The organism is Actinoplanes sp. GCM10030250, from assembly GCF_042666575.1.
GTDB lineage: Bacteria > Actinomycetota > Actinomycetes > Mycobacteriales > Micromonosporaceae > Actinoplanes.
Genome location: NZ_JBHTDO010000035.1, coordinates 84,117 through 103,330 on the forward strand (window position 1 = coordinate 84,117; position 19,214 = coordinate 103,330).

A 19,214-nucleotide genomic window follows, 5' to 3' on the forward strand; every position below is an offset into this window, starting at 1 on the left:
CGTGAGGGGTGCCTTGCGGGCCGGAATACCCCCGCTGGGCGCCAGCCGGGGAGGTGCGGTGGGGGTTAGCTGCGGCGGAGGTGGACCAGGACGACGGGGGTTTCCTGGCCGGACCAGCAGCCGGTCAGGACGCCCTCGTCGGCGGGGTCGACGGCGATGGTCGGGATGCGGTTCACCTGCACGGAGATCGGACCGGCCGAGCCCGGCGAACCACTGCCGCTGAGCGTCAGGTCGGGATCACGGGACACCAGCTCGCCGCCGGTGTCGACCTGCTCGGCAGCTTGGTGCCCACTCTTCCGGATAACCCGGGCGGCCTCCGCCAGGTAGGCCGGGTCACCAGTACCGTCGTAAACCCAGCGCTCCCCCAGAACCGAGTGCTGGGTCGTGCCGACCAGGAACTCCTCAGCACCGGCGAGCGGCGCCCCCCGGTAGGTGAGCGGCACGTGCAGCACCGGACCGTCCCCCGCACGGACCAGCAGGGTCTCGATGCCGACCTCACCCTCCGGGTCGTCGAAGCGGGCGGCTGCCACCCGGGCGAGCACCGGCTCGGCCGGGCCGTCGTACCAGGGTTGCCGCGGCAGCCACGAGCTGAGCAGCTCGAGCTTCGAGGGGGTGATCTGTGCCTTGTGGAGAATCGCCATGCCGAAAGCCTAGGGGTTGTGAGACGGCGTGAAGTGCTCCGGGCCATTCCCGTCATGACCGGGCGCGCGCGGTCCCACTGAACCGGCGCGGACCCGGCGCGACGGGCCAGAGGCGTGGTGGACCCGCGGCGTGGTGGACCCGCGGCGTGGTGGACCCGCGGCGTGGTGGACCCGCGGCGTGAGCGGATCCACCACAGGGCTCAGGGCGGACTCAGAGGCCCATGTCCTTCGCGATGATCATTTTCATCACCTCGGAGGTGCCGCCGTAGATGCGGTTGACGCGGTTGTCGGCGTACAGGCGGGCGATCGGGTACTCGTTGATGAACCCGTACCCGCCGTGCAGCTGGAGGCACCGGTCGATCACGCGGTGCGCCACCTCGGTGCAGAACAGCTTCGCCGACGCGGCCTCCGCAGCGGTCAGCTCGCCGAGGTCGAGCGCCTCCAGAGCACGGTCGGCGACAGCCTGAGCCGCGTCCACCTCGGCCTGGCAGGCGGCCAGCTCGAACTTGGTGTTCTGGAACGAGGCGACCGACTGGCCGAAGACCTTGCGCTCCTGGGTGTACTGCTTGGCGAACCGGACCGCGGCCGCCGCCTGGGCGTACGCGCCGTAGGCGATGCTCAGCCGCTCCTTCGGCAGGTTCTGGCCGAGGTACGAGAAGCCACGGTTCTCCTCACCGAGCAGGTCCCCGACCGGCACCTTGACGTCGACGAACGCCAGCTCGGCGGTGTCGGACGTCTTCAGCCCGAGCTTGTCGAGCTTGCGGCCGACCGAGTACCCGGGGGCCTTGGTGTCGACGACGAGCAGCGAGATCCCGTACCGGCGGTCGTCGGGCTTCGGCGGGGAGGTGCGGGCGCAGACGATCACCCGGTCCGCGAGGACACCGCCGGTGATGAAGGTCTTCGCGCCGTTCAGGATGTAGTGGCTGCCGTCGTCGCTGAGCTTGGCGGTGGTGCTCATGCCGGCCAGGTCGCTGCCGGTGCCGGGCTCGGTCATGGCGATCGCGTACATGGTGTCGCCGGAGACGAACTCGGGCAGCCAGCGCTGCTTCTGCTCGTCGGTGCCGAGCTGCAGCAGGTATGGCAGGCAGAGCGCCACGTGCGCCCCGGACGCGCCGAACGAGACACCGGCCCGGGTGGTCTCCTCGGTCTGGATCGCGGCGAACTTGAACGAGTCGATGCCGGCGCCGCCGTACTCCTCCGGCACCTCGATGCCGAACAGGCCCAGCTCGGCGAGCTGCTTGTAGAAGTCGCGAGGTACCTCGCCCTCGGTGAACCACTGGTCGTATCGGGGCACGACCTCGGCCTCGATGAACTCCCGCAGGGTCTGCCGGAACGCTTCGTGGTCCTCGTTGAAAACGGTGCGACGCATTTGTAGTCCAATCACAGACGACGATCAGAGACGGCGGCCGCCGTCGACGTACAGGGTCTGGCCGGTGACGAACGAAGCGGCGTCACTGGCCAGGAACGCAACCACCCGGGCCACGTCCCCGGGTGTGCCGACCCGCCGCAGCGGGGTGATCTCGGCAGCCTTGGCCTGCATCTCCTCGGACGAGATCCCGACCCGCGCGGCGGTCGCGTCGGTCATCTCGGTGACGATGAAGCCGGGCGCCACCGCGTTGACATTGATGCCGAACGGTCCCAGCTCCATCGCGAGCGTACGCGTGAAGCCCTGGATCCCGGCTTTCGCGGCGGCGTAGTTGGCCTGCCCCCGGTTGCCCAGGGCCGAGACGCTCGACGTGTTGACGATCTTGCCGGAGCGCTGCGGAACCATGTGCCGCTGCGCCGCCCGGCTGCACAGGAACGCGCCCCGCAGGTGCACGTTCATCACGATGTCCCAGTCCGATCCGGACATCTTATGCAGCAGGTTGTCGCGGAGCACACCGGCATTGTTGACGAGCACGTCCACCCGGCCCAGCTCGGCCGCGACCTTGTCGATCGCGGCGTCCACCTGGGCCTCGTCGGACACGTCGCAGCCGAGCGCGACAGCGGTGCCACCGCCCGCCTTGATCCGGTCGACGACGGCGGCGCACGCCGACTCGTCGAGGTCGAGCACGGCGACCGCCGCGCCCTCACCGGCGAACTGCAGCGCGGTGGCCGCGCCGATACCCCGCGCGGCGCCGGTGACGATGGCGACCCGACTCATGGGAGATCCTCTCGTTGAGGGAAAGACGGTCAGAACGCGCTGATCCCGGTCAGCGCACGGCCGATGAGCAGTTTCTGGATCTGGCTGGTGCCCTCGTACAGGGTGGTCACGCGGGCGTCGCGCATGGCCTTGCCGACCGGGAACTCGTCGACGTAGCCGTACCCCCCGAAGACCTGGATCGCCTGGTTGGCCGCCCTGACCGCCGCCTCGGTGGCGAACAGTTTGGCCATCGACGCCTCGGTGCCGAAGGCGGCACCGCGGTCCACCAGGTCGGCGGCGCGCCACACGAGCAGGCGGGCGGCGTCGGTCTCCACCGCCATGTCGGCGAGCATCTCCTGGACCAGCTGGAAGCCGGCGATCGGCTTGCCGAACTGGGTGCGGTCCGTCGCGTAGGCGACCGCGGCCTCCAGGCAGCCCCGGGCCAAGCCGACCGAGCCGGCGGCGACCGCGATCCGCCCCTTGTCCAGGGCTGACATCGCGATCCGGAACCCCTTGCCCTCCTCGCCGAGACGGTTGGCGTCGCTCACCCGTACCCCATCGAGGTTGATCTCGGCCGTCGCCTGACCACGCAGGCCGAGCTTCCCCTTGATCTCGCGCCGGCCGAAGCCGGCGGCATCGGTCGGCACCAGGAAGGCGGTGATCCCTTTCGGTCCCGGACCTCCGGTGCGCGCGAAAACGAGCGCCACGCTCGCCCAGGTCCCGTTGGTGATGAAGATCTTCTCGCCACTGAGCACCCAGTCGCCCCCGTCGCGCACCGCCCGGGTGGTCAGCGAACCCGCGTCGGAACCGGTGCCCGGCTCGGTCAGCGCGAAGCAGCCGAGCGTGTCGCCGGCGCACATGCCCGGCAGCCACTGCTGCTTCTGATCATCCGACCCGTAGGCCTGGATGCTCTTGGCGACCAGGCCGAGCGAGACCGAGACGATGCCGCGCACCGAGGTGTCGCCACGCCCGAGCTCCTCCATCATCAGCGCGTAAGAGAGGAAGTCCCCGCCCGAGCCGCCCAGGTCCTCGCTGATGCCCAGACCGAGAAAGCCCAGGCTCGCGAGCTTGCCGACGATCTTCGGATCGACCTGCTCGGCGCGGTCCCACTCGGTGGCGTGCGGGGCGACCTCACGGTCGACCCACTCGCGGGCGAGTGTCCGGAGTTGCTCCTGCTCCTCGCTCAGGGTGAGGTCCACGGCGGCTCCCGGTTGTTAACTGAACGCTGTCAGGTTTCTCTGCGGATGCTAACTTAACAGCGTTAGACAGTCCAAACATTGGGGTTCACCACATGCCTCGGCCCACCACCCCGCTACTGAGCCGGACCGGGATCCGGGCAGCCGCGCTCGAGATCATCGACCGCGACGGGCTCGACGGCCTGAGCATGCGCAAACTCGCCGCGGCGCTGGGCGTCAGCGCCCCCGCGCTGTACTTCCACTACCCCACCAAGGAACACCTCCTCGACGACGTGGCCAGCGAGATCATCGAGAAGGTGGACACCGGCGCGTTCTCGCGGGGCTGGCGGGAGGGCCTGTTCGGCTGGGCCCGCTCCTACCGGGCGGCGCTGGCCGAACACCCGAACATCGTGCCGTTCCTGTCCCGCGGTCCGGGGCAGCGGGACGCCTCGCTGCGCCGCGCGGACGCGGTCCACGGCGGGCTCGTCGCGGCGGGCTGGCCGGCCCGTGACGCGACGATGATCGGGGCGTCCACGAAATACCTGGTGGTGGGTGCGGCGATGGGGTCGTTCTCGCGCGGTTTCGTCGACGACGTGCAGGTCTACCTGGACCGCTATCCTGCGCTGGGCGACGCCCACCGGCTGCGCGAGCACGCCGAGAGCGTCGACCGCGACAGCTTCGAGTTCGCCCTGACCATGTTCGTCGACGGCCTCGCCGCCCGCCTCGCGTCAGGGCGCCTGCAGGGCTTCGGTGGGAGCTAGGCGGGCCGCGCGCACCGCCGGGTAGAGACCGGCGAGGCCGCCGATGAGCAGGGTCGCGGCCAGGCCGCCGGCCAGGGACCAGGCCGGGAGAACGAAGGGCCATTTCTCGTACGCCGCATAGCTCACCGTCACGACCGAGCCCAGAAGCACTCCCCCGGCCCCGCCCAGTGCCGACAGCAGCAGGGACTCGGCGAGGAACTGGGTGCGGACCTGCCCCCGGGTGGCGCCCAGCGCCCGCCGCAGGCCGATCTCCGGGCGCCGTTCGAGTACCGAGATCACCATCGTGTTCGCCACCCCGACGCCACCGACCAGCAGCGCGACCGCACCGACCCCGAGCAGCAGTCCGGCGAACGCCTGGCTCGTGGCCTGCTTGGCGGCCAGCGCGTCGGACGGTCGGGACACGTCGACCTCGTTCGGGGCCGCCGGGTTCGCGGTGGCGGCGAGCACCCCGCGTACCGTCGCCAGGCGGCTCTCCACGGACCGGGTGTAGACCGTCGTGGCGTGCTCGTCGAAGTCCAGCCAGCGGGCCGCGGCCGGCCAGCCGATCAGCGCGGCGGCGTCCAGTTCGCTCGCCAGCGGCACCGTGTCGAGGATCCCGACCACGGTGAACCGGACGCCGCCGATCACGACCTGGGTGTCCGGGCCGGCGGATCCGATGCCGAGCCGCTCGGCGGTGGCCGCGCCGAGCACCACCGACGGGAACCGCTCGGTCGCGGCGTTGATCCAGGTCCCGCTGCGCAGGGTGGCGCCGACCGTGTCGAGCAGGTCGCCGCGGGCCGCGTACGCGACGATCCCGCCGGTCTTCGCCTCCGGGATGTGCTCGGAGCGGTAGACGCTCGTGTCGCTGACCCGGCCGATCGCGGTGACCGCCTGGACGCCGTCCACCCGCTCGATCATCGACTCGGCCTCGAGCGGCAGTTCCGCCTCCTCACCGAGCAGGGTCTGCCCGGGGCCGACGGTCAGCAGGTTGGTGCCGAGCGCGGAGAGCGTACGGTCCAGCTCCGCCCCGGACGACGACGAGATGCCGACGACTGCCACCATGGCGGCGATGCCGATGGCGATGCCGAGCGCGGAGAGAAACGCCCGCATCGGCCTCGTTCGCAGGCCGACCCCGCCGACCCGCAGTACGTCCGCGGCGCTCATCCTCTTCGGCTTCATCGGATCCGCCCGTCCAGGATCTGCCCATCTTTCATGCGGATCTGCCGGGGCAGGCTTGCCGCGATCTCCCGGTCGTGAGTGATCACGACGACCGTGGTGCCCCCCGCGTGCAGGTTTCTCAGCAGTTCCATCACCTCGTCGCCGGAACGGGAGTCGAGGGCGCCGGTCGGTTCGTCGGCCAGCAGCAGCGGCGGGTCCCCGGCCACCGCGCGCGCGATGGCGACCCGCTGCCGCTCACCGCCGGAGAGCTCGTGCGGCGCGTGCCGCAGCCGGTGCCCGAGGCCGACCCGCTCCAGGGTCTGTGCGGCGCGCCGCCGCCGCTCGGCCCGGCGGATCCCCTGGTAGAGCAGGCCGTCCGCGACGTTGTCCAGCGCGCTGGTCCCGGCCGCCAGGTGGAACTGCTGGAACACGAAGCCGATCCGGCTGGCCCGCAAGGCGGAGAGCTGCCGGTCGGAGAGGCCGGCGACGTCGTGACCGTCCACCAGGACGGTCCCCGCGGTGGGACGGTCCAGGGTGCCGAGGATGTGCAGCATCGTCGACTTCCCGGAACCGGACGGGCCGACGATCGCGGTCAGCTCGCCGTGCTCGATCCGGGTGGTCACCCGGTCCAGCGCGGTCACCCCGCCCGGATAGGACCGGCTCACCTCGTTCAGCTCGATCACTTCGGCATCCCCACGGTCAGGCCCTCGGTCAGGCCGTCGCCGGTGATCTCCACCCGGCCGCCGGCGAAGAGCCCGGTCTTCACCGGCACGTACCGGGTGGTGACCTCCTCGACGATCTCGACCCCGAAGCCACCGCCGGGGGCGGCGACCAGGGCGGCCACCGGGACGGTGAGCACGCCCCTGCGCTCGGCGGCGGTGAAGACGACGCCGACCGCGGCCGGGCCGGAGCGGGCCCCGGTGATCGCCACCTGCGCCTCGATCTCGGTGGTGGGCTCGGCGTCCTGGCCGGTACCGGGCTCGATGACGGTGGCCACCTCGGTCACCTTCCCGGTGGTCCGCTTGCCGTCGGGAAGGGTCACCGAGACCTGGGCGCCGGTCTTCGCCACGGCGGCGTCGGCGACGTCCAGCCGTACGGTGACGACCTTCTCGGTGCCGGTCCAGGTGAGCAGCGGCTGCCCGGGGGCCACGGCGGCGCCCTCCTCGGCGGTCAGCGTGTCGACGCGCACGGCCCCCGGGGCGAAGACGACCTGGCCCAGTTCGGCCACACCGGTCTCGGGCAGGCCCATGTCGTCCTGCCACCGCTCGACGGCGTTCGCGGTCGACGACGTGTACTCGTCGTCGGCGGTGAAGCCGTCGTAGCCCAGGGCCGTCAGGTTCTTCTCGAGCTGGGCGACGTCGCGGCCCTCGTCGCCCGGGGACATCGCCCGGTAGGCGGGGGTCGTCCCGTACAGGAGGATTGCCGGGTCGTCGTCGATCCGGTGGAGCGGCTTGCCGCGGGTCACGGTGGCACCGCTGTCCGGGAGCCAGGTGACTGTGCCCTGCCTTCTGGCGGAGGCGGTGCGCTTCGGGCCGTACCCCAACTCCCCGTCGGCCTCCACCGACTCGCGCAACGTGCCACGTTCGATCTCCGCGGTGGCCGGTGGCAGCAGGCCGGCTGCCTCGTCCTCGGCGCTCGCGCCGGGACGCGCGGCCAGCACCGCTGCCGTGCCCGCGGAGACGACCGCGACCGCCCCGGCGACGATCTTGGCAGTGCGGCGGCTCACTTCTTGCCCTGCATCACCGGGGCGCACTTCTGCTCGGCGGCCCCGAAGTCGGGATCCTCCCCGGCGCTCGCGTCCAGGCGCATCATGCCGCCCTCGGGGTCCGGGAACGTCTCGACGCCGTTGTCCCGCATGCACTGGGCATACGCGCGCATGGTCTCCTGGCGTTCCGGATCCGGGTTGCCGGCGCCGTCGTTCATGCCGGTCGGTGCCCACTCCCGGCAGGCCTCCATGGCGGCCTGCACCTTCTCCTGGCCACCGGACTCCGGCCCGAACTTCATCCGCATGCCCTCGCCCGGCTTCGGATCGGGCACGTCGAGACCCTGTTCACGCAGGCACTCGGCGAACCGCAGGTTGCGGGTGTCCGGGTCCAGGCTCGCTCCCGCCGAGGCCGCGGCCGCGGGCTCGGCCCCGGGCTCGGCCTTTTCGGCCGGCTCAGCACAGCCGGCCAGGGCCAGCACCAGACCGGCCAGCACCATCAGGTTCCGTCGCATGATCCATTCCCTTCCGCCGAAACGTTGTCGGGGTGGGATGCAACGCGACGGCGCGTTTCCGGAGCGTTTGCCGATTTGCCAACACCGCGGAAACACCGTCGCTGGCAGCATGGGCGGATGCGGATCCTGGTGGTGGAGGACGAGCGGCTGCTCGCCGGCGCGATCGCCGAGTGGCTGCGCGAAGAGACGCACGCGGTCGACGTGGCCGGCGACGGCGCGGCCGCACTGGAACGGATCGCGGTGAACGACTACGACGTGGTGATCCTCGACCGGGACCTGCCGCGGGTGCACGGCGACGACGTGTGCCGGCAGATGATCTCCACCGGCGCCGAGGCCCGGGTGCTCATGCTGACGGCGGCGGCCGAGGTGGGCGACCGGGTCGCCGGGCTCACCCTCGGCGCCGACGACTACCTCACCAAACCGTTCGCCCTGCCGGAGCTCTCCGCCCGGGTCCTGGCCCTGGGCCGCCGATCCCGCCCCGGGGTCCCACCGGTGCTGCGCCTGGCCGGCATCACCCTCGACCCGGCCCGGCGCGAGGTCACCCGCGACGGGCGGTACGTCTCGCTGTCGAAGAAGGAGTTCGCGGTGCTCTTCGAACTGCTGCGGGCCGGCGGGACGGTGGTCTCCGCCGAGCAGTTGCTGGAGAAGGCGTGGGACGAGCACGTCGACCCGTTCACCGGCGCGGTCCGGCTCACCATCCTCAAGCTGCGCCGCAAGCTCGGCGACCCGCAGGTGATCGAAACCCTGCCCGGCGTGGGGTACCGGATCTCATGACGCTCCCCCGGCCCACACTGCGCCTGCGGCTCACCCTCGTCTACGGCAGCCACTTCCTGGTCGCCGGGTTCGTGCTGCTCGCCGTGACCCTGCTGCTCTTCCGGGAGCGCTTCGCGGTCGGTCCGCTGCCCGCCGGCGCCCACGTCCGTGACCTGCGGCAGGTCATCGTCAACGGTGAGACCACCCTCACCGGCGAAGCCGCCCGGCAGTGGCTGTCCGCGCAGCGCGAGACCCTGGTCGACGCCGCCACCGGCGCCCTGCTCGTCCAGGGCTCGGTCGCGCTGCTCCTGGTCGGTGTGGCCGCGTTCCTCTCCGGCTGGCTGGTCGCCGGGCGCATGCTGGCACCGCTGAACCGGGTCACGGCGACCGCCGGCCGCATCGCCGCCGCACCCGCCGCCGACCGGGGGCTCCGCAAGCGCATCAACCTGCACGGGCCGGACGACGAGGTGAAAGAGCTGGCCGACACGTTCGACGGGATGGTGGAGCGCCTCGAACACGCCTTCGACGGGCAGCGCCGCTTCGTCGCCAACGCCTCCCACGAGTTGCGCACCCCGCTCACCCTCAACCGGGCCCTCGTCGAACTCGCCATGCACCGCCGCAACGCCTCCGCCGACCTGCTCCGCCTCGGCGAGGACCTCCTGCAGATCAACACGCGGCACGAGAAGCTGATCGACGGCCTGCTGCTGCTGGCCCGCTCCGAACAGGAGCTTGCCGCCCGCTCCCCCCTCGACCTCGCCGATGTGGTGTCGCACGTGGTGGAGCAGGCCGCTGCCGAGGCGTCGTCGGCGGACATCAAGGTCACGGTGGCGGCCGACCCGGCGGCGGCCCGCGGGGACGGGCTCCTGCTGGAGCAGCTGGTGCGGAACCTCGTGGAGAACGGGATCCGGCACAACTGCGGGCCGGGCGGATGGGTGCGGGTCTCCACCGGGCCGGGAGCTGTGGTGACGGTGAGCAATTCCGGTCCCGCTGTCCCGGCGTACGAGCTACCGGGGTTGTTCGAGCCGTTCCGCCGCCTTGTCGGGGATCGGGTGTCGTCGGGGAAGGGGTCGGGGCTGGGATTGTCGATCGTGCGGTCGGTGGCGCGGGCGCACGGGGGGTCGGTGGAGGCTCTGCCCCGCGAGGGCGGCGGCCTGATCGTGACCGTCACCCTTCCCCCGCCGTAGTCCGCGGTAAGACCGGCGATCAGGCCGCGGGGCTCCAGCCGAGAGCCGGCCCCAGCGTCGTCGCCATGTCCGTCAGGATCTGCACGTAATCCTCGTGCTCGAACGTGAACGGCAGGGCGAACGCCACCTCGTCCACCTCCCGGAACGCCGCGTGCGCCGCCAGCCGCTCGGCGATCTCCGCCGACGACCCCACCACATCCGGTGCGAACATCATCCGAGCCGGCCCCTGCGGGGACAGTGTCCGGGGCAGCCGCTGCGAGGCGTACGCCGAATATTTCTCTCGCTGAGCGGGCGTGGCGGAGTCGGTGGGAATGACGACCAGGCCCTGCGACACCCGGGCCTTCTCCCCCTCCGGGTGAGACGCCCGGAACGCCCGGATGTGCGACAGCTGGATCGCCTCGAAGTCCGGCGATTCCTCGGCCTTCACCACGCTGCTGGTCAGGAAATTCATCCCGTGCTCCCCGGCCCATTGGGCCGACCGGAGACTGCCACCGCCGTACCAGAGGCGGGAGGCCAGACCCGGCGAATGCGGCTGGACCCGGTCGGAGAACTGCTCGAAGCCCTCGGAACCGCGGAACGTCGTGACGGGCTCACCGCGAACACCGGCGAGCAGCCGCTCGACCCGCGCGTAGCTGAAGTCCTCCGCGGAGGCCGTGTCCGGATAGAGGGCGTCCTTGACGCGCTCGTAGTGCATCGGCGGGCCGACGCTGATGCCGGGGTTGAGACGGCCGCCGGAGAGCAGGTCGACAGTGGCCAGGTCCTCGGCGAGGCGTAGCGGGTTCTCCCAGCCGAGGGGTGTCACCGCGGTGCCGAGGTCGATGCGGCTGGTGCGCTGCGAGGCGGCGGCTAGGACGGCGATCGGTGAGGAGATGCCGTACTGCAGGTGCCGGTGGCGCAGCCAGGCGCTGTCGAACCCCAGCCGCTCGCCGAGCTCGATGATCTCGAGGGTCGACTCGTGGCCCCGGCGGGGATCCGACTCGTCGAACAGGCCGATGGTGAGGAACCCCAGCTTGCGCAGCATGAGGTGACCCTAGCGCCTGTGATCAGGCGACGACGAGGACGGGCGTTCCCGGGTCGATCTCGTCGAGCAGGACACGCTGGGCGGCGGCGGGCATCCGTACGCAACCGTTGGAGACACTGCGGCCGAACGCGCTCTTCTTCGACCAGGCGTGGATGCCGGTGTGCGCGCCCTGCAGGCTCTCCACGAGGTTCTCCGGGTTCTCCGGCACCGAGCCGAGCACCAGCGCGTCGAGCCCCTCGTAGATCTCCCCGCTCGTCCCGGTGCGGCCCATCACGAACGTGCGGCCGGGCGGTGTCGGCGTCTCGCCGCTGCCGACGGAAACCTTCCAGCTCTGCTGCTCCTCGCCGTCGCGCAGCCAGGTCAGCCGGTGCTCGCTGAGGTCGACCAGGATGTGATCGCGCAGCGGTTCCGGCTGGACGTCCCGCTCCGGAACCCAGCCGATGCGCTGGTTCGCCGACGGCGCGAGGATCGCGACCCAGCCGTTCTCGCGGGCGACGATCGGCGCCACCGTCGGCAGCCCGCTGATCTTCGCCGGGAGGAAGGCGCGGGGTTCGCCGCCGGGTGCGTCGTACAGCGCCATCCGCTCGGTGGGGCGCAGCGCCTCGGTGGGCACGGTCCCCGAGTCGGCGCCGGCGTCGGCGGGCAGGCCGCGCGGGCCCTTCGCATACGTGATGACCGGCAGGTCGCCGGGCGGCGGCACGGCTCGCGGTGGCGCCACGCTGCTCACGGCGGGCGAGGGCGCGGAGGCGGCGGGGCTGACCCAGTCGGCGCCGGACGCGCGGTCGGAGTGGTTGGCGCGTGCCAGACCGACCGCCGCTCCGGTGACCACGAGCACGGTGGCCACCACCGACATCAGCAGGTAGGCCCGGGCCCGGGAGCGCGGGCGCACGGAGGGAAGGTCGCTCGGCACCCGACCAGGGTAGCCGCACTCCGGGCGCCCGATATGAAGAACCTTCGCCCTTTCCGCGCCGTGCGGCCCGGAAAGTTCCGGCCGACCTGCGCATACCACCGTCATTCGCCGTCGGCGCACGGCTTGGTGAAGATCACCCGTTCAGGGGTACGGGCAATCGCGCGCCCTAAACAAAAACGGTCACACCACGGCCGCACCCGAGCCGCACGGCAGCCCGCGGCCGCCCACCGCTCGTCCCCCGGCGCAGTCTCCCGCTCACGCAACGCACCTGCGGCCCGGACGCAGCCCCACCCGCGGGACGACTGCGCTGGGTGACGAACTGCGACACGCCCACCCGAGACACACCCGTAGCCGGCCCGCCCATCCGCGGGGCCGGCGCCTGGCGCAGCAGCTCACGGCGCACCTCGTCCAGCAGCTCCGGAAGCGGCAGCCCGAGCGCCCGGCAGATCGCCGCCAGCACCTCCGACGACGCCTCCTTGGTGCCGCGCTCCACCTCCGACAGGTACGGCAGCGACACACCGGCCGTCTCCGCGACATCCCGCAGAGTCCGGCCCTGATGCTGGCGAACCCGCCGCAGAACCGCCCCGATAACCCGGCGCAACAGTGGCATGCCCGTCCCCCTCGAAGCTGTGGCCCGGTTGCCATCATGGCCCAGACGGCCGACCGGTGCTACGGTTGGCGTCACCGGATCCCGGATGCAGGCGTCCATCTCGCCCCCGATGATCCACTCTCCAAGCCGCTCAGCGGCTTTCCCGCACGCGCATCTCAGGCGCTGCTTCTCCCATCCCGCACCGCTGTCAACCGTCCGAAAACCCTAGGAGAACCAGGTGACCACTGTCGCCACCCGTACCCGTACCCGTAACCCCTCTCCCCCGGAGCACGTCGCCGTCGACGCCCTGCTCGACATCGTCGACGACCGCGCCTGGCTGCGCGCCGACGGCTACCTGCCCGGCCCCGCCGACATCCCGGTGTCCCCGGCGGAGATTCGTCGTCTCGGCCTGCGCCGCGGTGACCGGATCACCGGCGTCGCCGAGGTCTCCGGCCAGCGCCCGGCCCGGCTCCAGGTCGCCGAGATCAACGGCCGCCCGCCCGGCCCGCGCCGCGGCTTCTACCAGCTCACCCCGGTGTACCCGCACGACCGCCTGCGCCTGGAGACCGAGCCGGGCCTGCTCGCCACCCGCGTCATCGACCTGGTGATGCCGATCGGCAAGGGACAGCGCGCCCTGATCGTGGCACCGCCGAAGGCCGGCAAGACCACGGTGCTCCAGCAGATCGCCGGCGCGATCAGCCGCAACCATCCCGAGTGCCACTTGATGACCGTGCTGGTCGACGAACGACCGGAAGAGGTCACCGACATGCGCCGCACGGTGAGCGGCGAGGTTGTCGCGGCCACCTTCGACCGGCCGCCGCGGGAGCACACCGCGCTCGCCGAACTCGCCGTCGAACGCGCCAAGCGCCTCGTTGAGCAGGGCCGCGACGTAGTCCTGCTGCTCGACTCGATCACCCGGCTGGGCCGGGCGTACAACCTGGTGGCGCCGGGCCGTGGCCGCACCCTGTCCGGCGGTCTCGACTCCACCGCCCTGCACCCGCCGAAGCAGCTGCTCGGCGCCGCCCGTGCCCTGGAGGGCGGCGGTTCGCTCACCATCATCGCGACCGCGCTCGTCGAGAACGGCTCCCAGATGGACACGCTGATCTTCGAGGAGTTCAAGAGCACCGGAAACGCCGAACTCAAACTGGACCGCGGCCTCGCCGAGGCACGCGTCTTCCCGGCCATCGACGTGGCGGCGAGCGGCACCCGGCACGACGAGGCACTGCTCACGCCGACCGAGCTGGCGATCACCGGCCAGGTGCGGCGCGCGCTCACCGGTGCCGACCGGCGCGGGAGCCTGGACCAGCTGCTGAAGCAACTGCGAACCACCCCCGGGAACGCGGCCTTTCTGCGCAGGATCGCGGCTTCTCTTCCGTACGCCTAAAGCTCTTGATCTTCCGTGCAAGCTCTTGATCCTCCAGAGCCGCCACTCCCGGGGCCATACAGCCGTCATGTCACGCAGCGCGCATCGACCGGCTCGGGTGAAGCGGGCGCGTGCTTGCCCGTGCGGCCGGTGGCGCCGATACCCTGAACCGATGGCGGATGAGGCTGCGGTCCGTGAGTTGCTCGCCGCGATCCCGGCGGGGTGCACCTGGCTGCTGCCGGTGCACAGTCCCACGGGCGACGTGGTCGACTTCCGCATCGCCGCCACCAGCGATCAGATCCGCGACATCTACGGCCGCGGGTCGCAGCGGGTCGACGGCCGGCTCAGCGAGCTCTACCCGTCCATGGTGGGCGGCAAGCTCTGGGGCATGTACGGCGAGGTCCTCCGCAGCGGTGTCCCCGGCCGGCTCAGCGAGTTCCGGTACGAGGAGAGTCGCGCCGGCGTCGTCGCCGAGTCCCGCTTCGAGGTCAGCGTCCACCGGGTGCTCGGCGGTCTGCTGGTCTGGTGGCAGCGCCGGGACGAGTCTCAGCGCCGGCTGGAGCACACCGAGGCGCTGGGCAGCCTCGGCTGGTCGGAGTACGACCTGACCGACGGCTCCACCGCCTGGTCACCGGGGATGTATCGGATCTTCGGCCGGGACCCGGGGACGGGCCCGCTCACCCGCGTCGAGCAGGCCCGCGCCATGCTGCCCGAGGACCGGGGCATCGCCGAGACCGCGTGGCAGACCCTCGACAGCGGCGCCACCTCCGACGTCACCGTCCGGTTCCGGATCGGGGACGAGGTCAAGCACCTGCGCATCCTCTCCGACGTGGCCCGCGACGCGGCGGGAAAACCCGTCAAGATCTACGGCGTGGTGCAGGACGTGACGTCGCGGGTGGACTCGCGTACCGAGATCGAGTCCCTCAGCGACAAGCTGCGCAGCCGCGAGATGACAGCACTCGCCGAGCACCGGCTGGCCGGCCAGCTGCAGAACATGATCCAGCCGGTGCCCGCCGAGGAGTTCCCGCTCGCCGGGCTGGAGGCGATGGTCAGCTACCTGCCGGCCGGCAGCGCCCTGCAGGTGGGCGGCGACTGGTACCACGCGGAGACCCTGCCCGACGGCCTGGTGATCCTCGCCATCGGTGACGTGGCCGGGCACGGGCTGGAAGCCGCCAGCGGCATGGCGCATCTACGGTTCGCGCTCGTCGCCTGGCTGTCGATCGGCATCCGCGCGCCTGACGAGCTGCTCCGCCACATGAACCGCCTCAGCGTCCAGCTCGGCATCACCGGCACCGCCCTGATCGCCGTCCACGACCCGCGCACCCGGCGGCTCACCTGGGCCCGCGCCGGCCACCTGCCACCCCTGCTCGCCCGCGCCGGCGTGAGCAGCGAACTCGACCGCCCGCCGGGCCTGCTGCTCGGCGCCGAACCCGACGAGACCTTCCCCGTCGCCGAGGCCGCCCTGTCCCCCGGCGACCTGGTCCTCTTCTACACCGACGGCCTCGTCGAACGCCGCTCCCCCGACCTCTTCGCCCGAGCCGCCGAGGTCCGAACCCACCTCTCCACCATCTCCGCCGACCCGGGCCCCGATCCGCTACCCCGCCTGCAGCGGCTCCTGCACGCCCCCAGCCCCCACGACGACACCTGCACCCTCACCATCCACGTAATCCCGTAATCCCCGCCCCGCCCTGACCCGCCCCACCCGGCCCGCCCCACCCAGACCCGCAGCCGCGCGCCCTCGAGTCGCCGCCCGTCCCACCCAGCGCTCACCGTGTGCGCCTGCCCACGCCACCGGCCGCCGCCGAGGGCCAACCAGCGCACACACAACCCGTCCGCGCGCCCCTACCAACGCCAGGGGCCACATCAGCTCGCACCCAACCCCAACGTGTGCACCTACCACCCCGCAGCGCCGGCACCTTGACGACCAACCGGCGGAAGGGAGGCAATCCAGCTCAGCGGAGCGGCGGGAAGGCCGGCTCAGAACAGCAGCGGAAAGTCCGGCGCGGAAAGCGGCGGAAAAACGGCTCAGAAGTCGAGGCAGATGCGGACCAGCGTGCCGCCCGGCACCGCCGCCGTGAAAACCGCGTCGCAGATCCGCTCCACGATCGCCAGCCCCCGCCCGCGAAGCGCCTCAGCCGCCGGCATCGCCCGCCCGAACGGCCGCTCCTCACCACCGTCCACCACGTCGCACACCAGCCGCCCATCCTCGGCCCACACCCGGATGTGCCCTCCACCCGCCGTGTGCTGCAACGTGTTCGTCGTCAGCTCACTCACCGCGAGCGTCAGCACGTCGATGCGATTCTCGGACAGCCCGAGCGCCCGCGCCCGCTCCGTCACGAACACCCGCACCGCCCGCAGGTCGTCGGGCTCCGCATACGACATACCGTCGGTGGTCTCGGATCCGGTCGTCTCAGACATGGCGGTGGTCTTCGGCCGGGGCGCGCAGCAGGGAGTCGAGGCCGGTCAGTTCGAGCACGACCGCCACCGCACCCGTCGCGTTGATCACGTAGACCCGGGCGTCCCGTTGTTTCGCGGCGTGATGGGCGGTGATCAGGCTGTGCACCCCGCTCGAGTCGAGGAACGTCAGGCCGGCCAGGTCGACGAAAACCGCCTTGGCCCGGTGCACCGCGTCGAGCAGGATCGCGGTGAGATGCTCACGGGTGGACAGGTCGCACTCCCCGGCGAGGGTAACGGTGATCCGCCCGGGTCCGGCGGAGGTCCGCGCCTCGAAGTTCGCCATCGACTGCCGTACCCTTTCGCCGCAATGGCCAGTCTGCCGGGCCCCATCATGTCACCCGGACGGCCGGAACGCCGCTACCCGTGTAATCCCATCAGGGCACCGCGTCGATCAATGTCGCGAGGGCCCGGGCGAGCGGGGCCAGCCCGGCGGTGGGTTCACCTCCGGGTTCCCGCATGTACTGATCGCGGCGGATCTCCACCATCAGCGACGTGACCTCGGTGTTCACGCCCCAATGGGCCCGCGGAACATAGGTGCCGGCGAACGGTGTGTTCAGCCGGACCTCGCCGATGACGGCGAAGGCTCGCTGTGCGGCAGCGGTCAGCCAGTCCGGTGTGTGCACGCTGTCGGTACCGAGGCAGATAGGCGGTCGCGGCCCGTCGCCGTGCAACTCGTACGGCAGGCGAACCGTCGGGTACGAGTGGACGTCGACGACAACCGCCCGTCCGACGGCGGCCAGTCGCTCGTCGACCAGGGAGGTGAACGCTTCCCCGTACGGAAAGAAGTGCTCTTCCAGAAGGCCCGGCTCGTCATCACGCAGCCTGCGCCCGGCGAACCCCTGGGTGTAGACCGGCCCCATCCCGGCCTTGAGCATCTCCTCGGTCTCGTCCGGGAACCGCTCCGGGTCGACGACCAGCCGCGACAGCCGGTTCACGAAGAGCCACGGCCGGCGTCCCGCGGCCCCGGCGGCGCGCAGGGCGATGACGTCGGTGTGCGCGTCGGTGAGGTGATCAAGCTCCTCGGCCAGCTCGAACCCGTCGACGACCAGCCCGGACTCGACAACCGCCCGCGACGAGTGCGGAACGTGCAGGATCACCGCCGACGCCGGATCCCCGGCCACCATCTCGAATGCCACGCCGCGAAGGCTACGCGCGGGGTCCGACAAAAAGCCGGACCCCGCGCAGGAACATCAGGCCGCAGCGAGCGCCGAGCAGCAGGTGTCGATGATCAGCCGCGTGACCACATACGGGTCACAGTTGGCGTTCGGCCGCCGGTCCTCGATGTACCCCTTGCCGTCCTTCTCCACCTGCCACGGGATACGCACCGAGGCGCCCCGGTCGGACACGCCGTAGCTGTACTCGGTCCACGGCGCCGTCTCGTGCAACCCGGTCAGCCGCTGGTCGATCCCCGCGCCGTACCCCTCCACATGCTCCTGGCGCTTCTTGCCGAGCGCCTCACAGGCGGTGATGATCGCGTCGTAGTTCTCCCGCATCGCCCCGGTGGAGAAGTTCGTGTGCGCGCCGGCACCGTTCCAGTCACCCTTGACCGGCTTCGGGTCGAGCGTGGCGGACACGCCGTAGTCCTCGGCGATGCGGTAGAGCAGCCAGCGGGCGACCCACAGCTCGTCGGCGACCTGCGGCGCGGCGACCGGGCCGATCTGGAACTCCCACTGTCCCGGCATGACCTCGGCGTTGATGCCGGACAGGTGCAGTCCGGCTTCGAGGCAGGCGTCCATGTGCGCCTCGACGATGTCACGGCCGAAGACCTCGTCCGAGCCGACGCCGCAGTAGTAGCCACCCTGCGGGGCGGGATAGCCGCCGCCGACCGGGAAGCCGAGCGGGCGGCCGTCCTTGAAGAACGTGTATTCCTGCTCGATGCCGAAGATGGACTCCTGGTCGCCATACTCGGCGGCGGTCGCGGCGCAGGCCGCCCGGGTGTTGGTCGGGTGCGCGGTGCCGTCGATCAGCAGCACCTCGCAGAGCACGATGATGTTGTTGCCCCCACGGATGGGGTCGGGACACGTGAAGACCGGCTGGAGCACGCAGTCCGACTTGTCGCCGGGCGCCTGGTTGGTGCTGGAGCCGTCGAAGCCCCAGATCGGGGGCTCTGCGCCGTCAGCCAGAACCTTGGTCTTGGACCGGAGCTTGGCGGTGGGCTCGGTACCGTCGATCCACAGATATTCGGCCTTGACAGCCATGAATGCCCCCTCCAGGGAAAGCGAAATAGGCGAAACAGCGCCCGGAGGCTAACCACCGAAGATCAAATCCACGTTTCCGATCCCGTACACCGGACACGTGATCCCCGTCTCGCCGAAACAAAGCAACGCGGCACTTCAGCAGCCGGATATTTCAGCCGATGAAGTATTCGTGACCCGCTCCCCCGCCGGCCGGGAACTCGGCTACCTGCTCCTGCAGGCCGGCCGACTGGTGCAGACCGCCGTCGAGGACGCCGCCGCCGATGCCGGAATGCCGTCGACCGACCTGCTCGCCCTCTATGTGCTCGGCCAGCACGAGGGCCTGACCGGCAGCGCGCTGGCCCGGCTCCTCTCGGTGCAGCAGTCCTCGATCACCCCGCTGGCCGATCGGCTGGAAAAGGCGGGCCTGATCGAGCGCGAACGTGACGGGCAGGACCGGCGCCGCATCTGGCTCTGCCCGACCGCGGAGGGCCGAACGGTCATCACGCAGGCCACCTCGGTCGCACGCGAGGCCCTCGGTGCGCCTTTCGCGCCGCTCTCCACCGGTTCCGCCGCCGCCCTGGCCGCCCTCCTCGACGAGGTCGTCGAACCGTGGCTGGAGGAGCTCGCCGGGTCGCGGGTGGCAAACCGCGACGAGAGCTGAGCCTTTCTCCCCTTGCTCGAACAGCCGTTCACACACCACGATCAGG

The 19,214-nt window shown here is 71.3% G+C and carries 21 protein-coding genes; 6 read left to right on the forward strand and 15 right to left on the reverse strand.

The genetic code is table 11. The features are described from left to right. Nucleotides 1-65 precede the first annotated feature (65 nt). The 4 genes from ACFQV6_RS34375 to ACFQV6_RS34390 all read right to left on the reverse strand — a co-directional run bounded on the left by ACFQV6_RS34375 (nucleotide 66) and on the right by ACFQV6_RS34390 (nucleotide 3,962). Complete coding sequence (locus tag ACFQV6_RS34375; protein WP_378031831.1) at nucleotides 66-641, reverse strand: hypothetical protein; 576 nt, start codon at nucleotides 639-641, stop codon at nucleotides 66-68. Nucleotides 642-852: 211 nt separating this feature from the next. Then, nucleotides 853-2,010, reverse strand: coding sequence for an acyl-CoA dehydrogenase family protein (locus ACFQV6_RS34380; RefSeq protein WP_378031832.1), 1,158 nt, complete (start codon nucleotides 2,008-2,010; stop codon nucleotides 853-855). A gap of 24 nt (nucleotides 2,011-2,034) precedes the next feature. Further along, entirely contained in the window at nucleotides 2,035-2,784 is a 750-nt protein-coding gene (gene fabG / locus ACFQV6_RS34385; RefSeq protein WP_378031833.1) for a 3-oxoacyl-ACP reductase FabG, read from the reverse strand. Between the two features lie 29 nt (nucleotides 2,785-2,813). Further along, nucleotides 2,814-3,962, reverse strand: a complete 1,149-nt coding sequence (locus ACFQV6_RS34390; RefSeq protein ID WP_378031834.1) for an acyl-CoA dehydrogenase family protein — start codon at nucleotides 3,960-3,962, stop codon at nucleotides 2,814-2,816. A 92-nt stretch (nucleotides 3,963-4,054) separates the two neighbouring features. Between ACFQV6_RS34390 and ACFQV6_RS34395 the strand changes: the two genes are divergently transcribed. Further along, nucleotides 4,055-4,699 (forward strand): TetR/AcrR family transcriptional regulator, encoded by a 645-nt coding sequence (locus tag ACFQV6_RS34395; RefSeq protein ID WP_378031835.1) that lies wholly within the window; start codon nucleotides 4,055-4,057, stop codon nucleotides 4,697-4,699. Here the strand turns inward: ACFQV6_RS34395 and ACFQV6_RS34400 are convergent. From ACFQV6_RS34400 to ACFQV6_RS34415, 4 genes are read right to left on the reverse strand one after another with little or no spacing between them, the layout of a single operon-like run. Next, a complete protein-coding gene (locus ACFQV6_RS34400; protein WP_378031836.1) occupies nucleotides 4,667-5,857 on the reverse strand; it encodes an ABC transporter permease in 1,191 nt (396 codons plus the stop codon). The two genes, ACFQV6_RS34395 and ACFQV6_RS34400, sit on opposite strands and share 33 nt — an antisense overlap. Further along, the gene (locus ACFQV6_RS34405; RefSeq protein WP_378031837.1) at nucleotides 5,854-6,519 is read right to left on the reverse strand and encodes an ABC transporter ATP-binding protein; all 666 of its coding nucleotides are present in this window, start codon (nucleotides 6,517-6,519) and stop codon (nucleotides 5,854-5,856) included. The genes ACFQV6_RS34400 and ACFQV6_RS34405 overlap by 4 nt, the downstream gene beginning before the upstream one ends. Continuing rightward, nucleotides 6,516-7,562, reverse strand: coding sequence for an efflux RND transporter periplasmic adaptor subunit (locus ACFQV6_RS34410; RefSeq protein ID WP_378031838.1), 1,047 nt, complete (start codon nucleotides 7,560-7,562; stop codon nucleotides 6,516-6,518). The genes ACFQV6_RS34405 and ACFQV6_RS34410 overlap by 4 nt, the downstream gene beginning before the upstream one ends. Then, a complete protein-coding gene (locus ACFQV6_RS34415; protein ID WP_378031839.1) occupies nucleotides 7,559-8,053 on the reverse strand; it encodes a hypothetical protein in 495 nt (164 codons plus the stop codon). Before ACFQV6_RS34415 ends, ACFQV6_RS34410 begins: the two co-directional genes overlap by 4 nt. A gap of 117 nt (nucleotides 8,054-8,170) precedes the next feature. On the opposite strand from ACFQV6_RS34415, the gene ACFQV6_RS34420 reads away from it, so the two are divergent. Further along, nucleotides 8,171-8,827 (forward strand): response regulator transcription factor, encoded by a 657-nt coding sequence (locus tag ACFQV6_RS34420; RefSeq protein WP_378031840.1) that lies wholly within the window; start codon nucleotides 8,171-8,173, stop codon nucleotides 8,825-8,827. Then, nucleotides 8,824-9,990 carry a sensor histidine kinase gene (locus tag ACFQV6_RS34425; RefSeq protein ID WP_378031841.1) on the forward strand — a complete coding sequence of 389 codons (1,167 nt, stop codon included), beginning with the start codon at nucleotides 8,824-8,826 and terminating at the stop codon, nucleotides 9,988-9,990. The genes ACFQV6_RS34420 and ACFQV6_RS34425 overlap by 4 nt, the downstream gene beginning before the upstream one ends. A gap of 19 nt (nucleotides 9,991-10,009) precedes the next feature. Here ACFQV6_RS34425 and ACFQV6_RS34430 read toward each other — a convergent pair whose 3' ends face one another. From ACFQV6_RS34430 to ACFQV6_RS34440, 3 genes are all read right to left on the reverse strand, one after another. Continuing rightward, nucleotides 10,010-11,011: an LLM class flavin-dependent oxidoreductase gene (locus tag ACFQV6_RS34430; RefSeq protein WP_378031842.1), complete on the reverse strand. Its 1,002-nt coding sequence runs from the start codon at nucleotides 11,009-11,011 to the stop codon at nucleotides 10,010-10,012. Between the two features lie 22 nt (nucleotides 11,012-11,033). Next, a complete protein-coding gene (locus ACFQV6_RS34435; protein WP_378031843.1) occupies nucleotides 11,034-11,921 on the reverse strand; it encodes a L,D-transpeptidase in 888 nt (295 codons plus the stop codon). Nucleotides 11,922-12,087: 166 nt separating this feature from the next. After that, nucleotides 12,088-12,531, reverse strand: a complete 444-nt coding sequence (locus ACFQV6_RS34440) for a helix-turn-helix domain-containing protein (RefSeq protein WP_378031844.1) — start codon at nucleotides 12,529-12,531, stop codon at nucleotides 12,088-12,090. A gap of 217 nt (nucleotides 12,532-12,748) precedes the next feature. Here ACFQV6_RS34440 and rho point away from each other — a divergent pair, with 217 nt between their 5' ends. Then, nucleotides 12,749-13,894, forward strand: a complete 1,146-nt coding sequence (gene rho, locus ACFQV6_RS34445) for a transcription termination factor Rho (protein WP_378031845.1) — start codon at nucleotides 12,749-12,751, stop codon at nucleotides 13,892-13,894. A 151-nt stretch (nucleotides 13,895-14,045) separates the two neighbouring features. Further along, nucleotides 14,046-15,548: a PP2C family protein-serine/threonine phosphatase gene (locus ACFQV6_RS34450; RefSeq protein WP_378031846.1), complete on the forward strand. Its 1,503-nt coding sequence runs from the start codon at nucleotides 14,046-14,048 to the stop codon at nucleotides 15,546-15,548. A gap of 350 nt (nucleotides 15,549-15,898) precedes the next feature. Here ACFQV6_RS34450 and ACFQV6_RS34455 read toward each other — a convergent pair whose 3' ends face one another. The 4 genes from ACFQV6_RS34455 to glnII all read right to left on the reverse strand — a co-directional run bounded on the left by ACFQV6_RS34455 (nucleotide 15,899) and on the right by glnII (nucleotide 18,528). Further along, the gene (locus tag ACFQV6_RS34455) at nucleotides 15,899-16,291 is read right to left on the reverse strand and encodes an ATP-binding protein (protein WP_378031847.1); all 393 of its coding nucleotides are present in this window, start codon (nucleotides 16,289-16,291) and stop codon (nucleotides 15,899-15,901) included. Then, entirely contained in the window at nucleotides 16,284-16,613 is a 330-nt protein-coding gene (locus ACFQV6_RS34460; protein ID WP_378031848.1) for an STAS domain-containing protein, read from the reverse strand. The genes ACFQV6_RS34455 and ACFQV6_RS34460 overlap by 8 nt, the downstream gene beginning before the upstream one ends. A 91-nt stretch (nucleotides 16,614-16,704) precedes the next feature. Beyond that, a complete protein-coding gene (locus ACFQV6_RS34465; RefSeq protein WP_378031849.1) occupies nucleotides 16,705-17,466 on the reverse strand; it encodes an N-formylglutamate amidohydrolase in 762 nt (253 codons plus the stop codon). Between the two features lie 54 nt (nucleotides 17,467-17,520). Next, a complete protein-coding gene (glnII, locus tag ACFQV6_RS34470) occupies nucleotides 17,521-18,528 on the reverse strand; it encodes a glutamine synthetase (RefSeq protein ID WP_378031850.1) in 1,008 nt (335 codons plus the stop codon). A gap of 169 nt (nucleotides 18,529-18,697) precedes the next feature. Between glnII and ACFQV6_RS34475 the strand changes: the two genes are divergently transcribed. Continuing rightward, on the forward strand, nucleotides 18,698-19,168 hold the full coding sequence (locus ACFQV6_RS34475; protein WP_378031851.1) for a MarR family winged helix-turn-helix transcriptional regulator: 471 nt from the start codon (nucleotides 18,698-18,700) through the stop codon (nucleotides 19,166-19,168). Nucleotides 19,169-19,214: the final 46 nt, after the last annotated feature.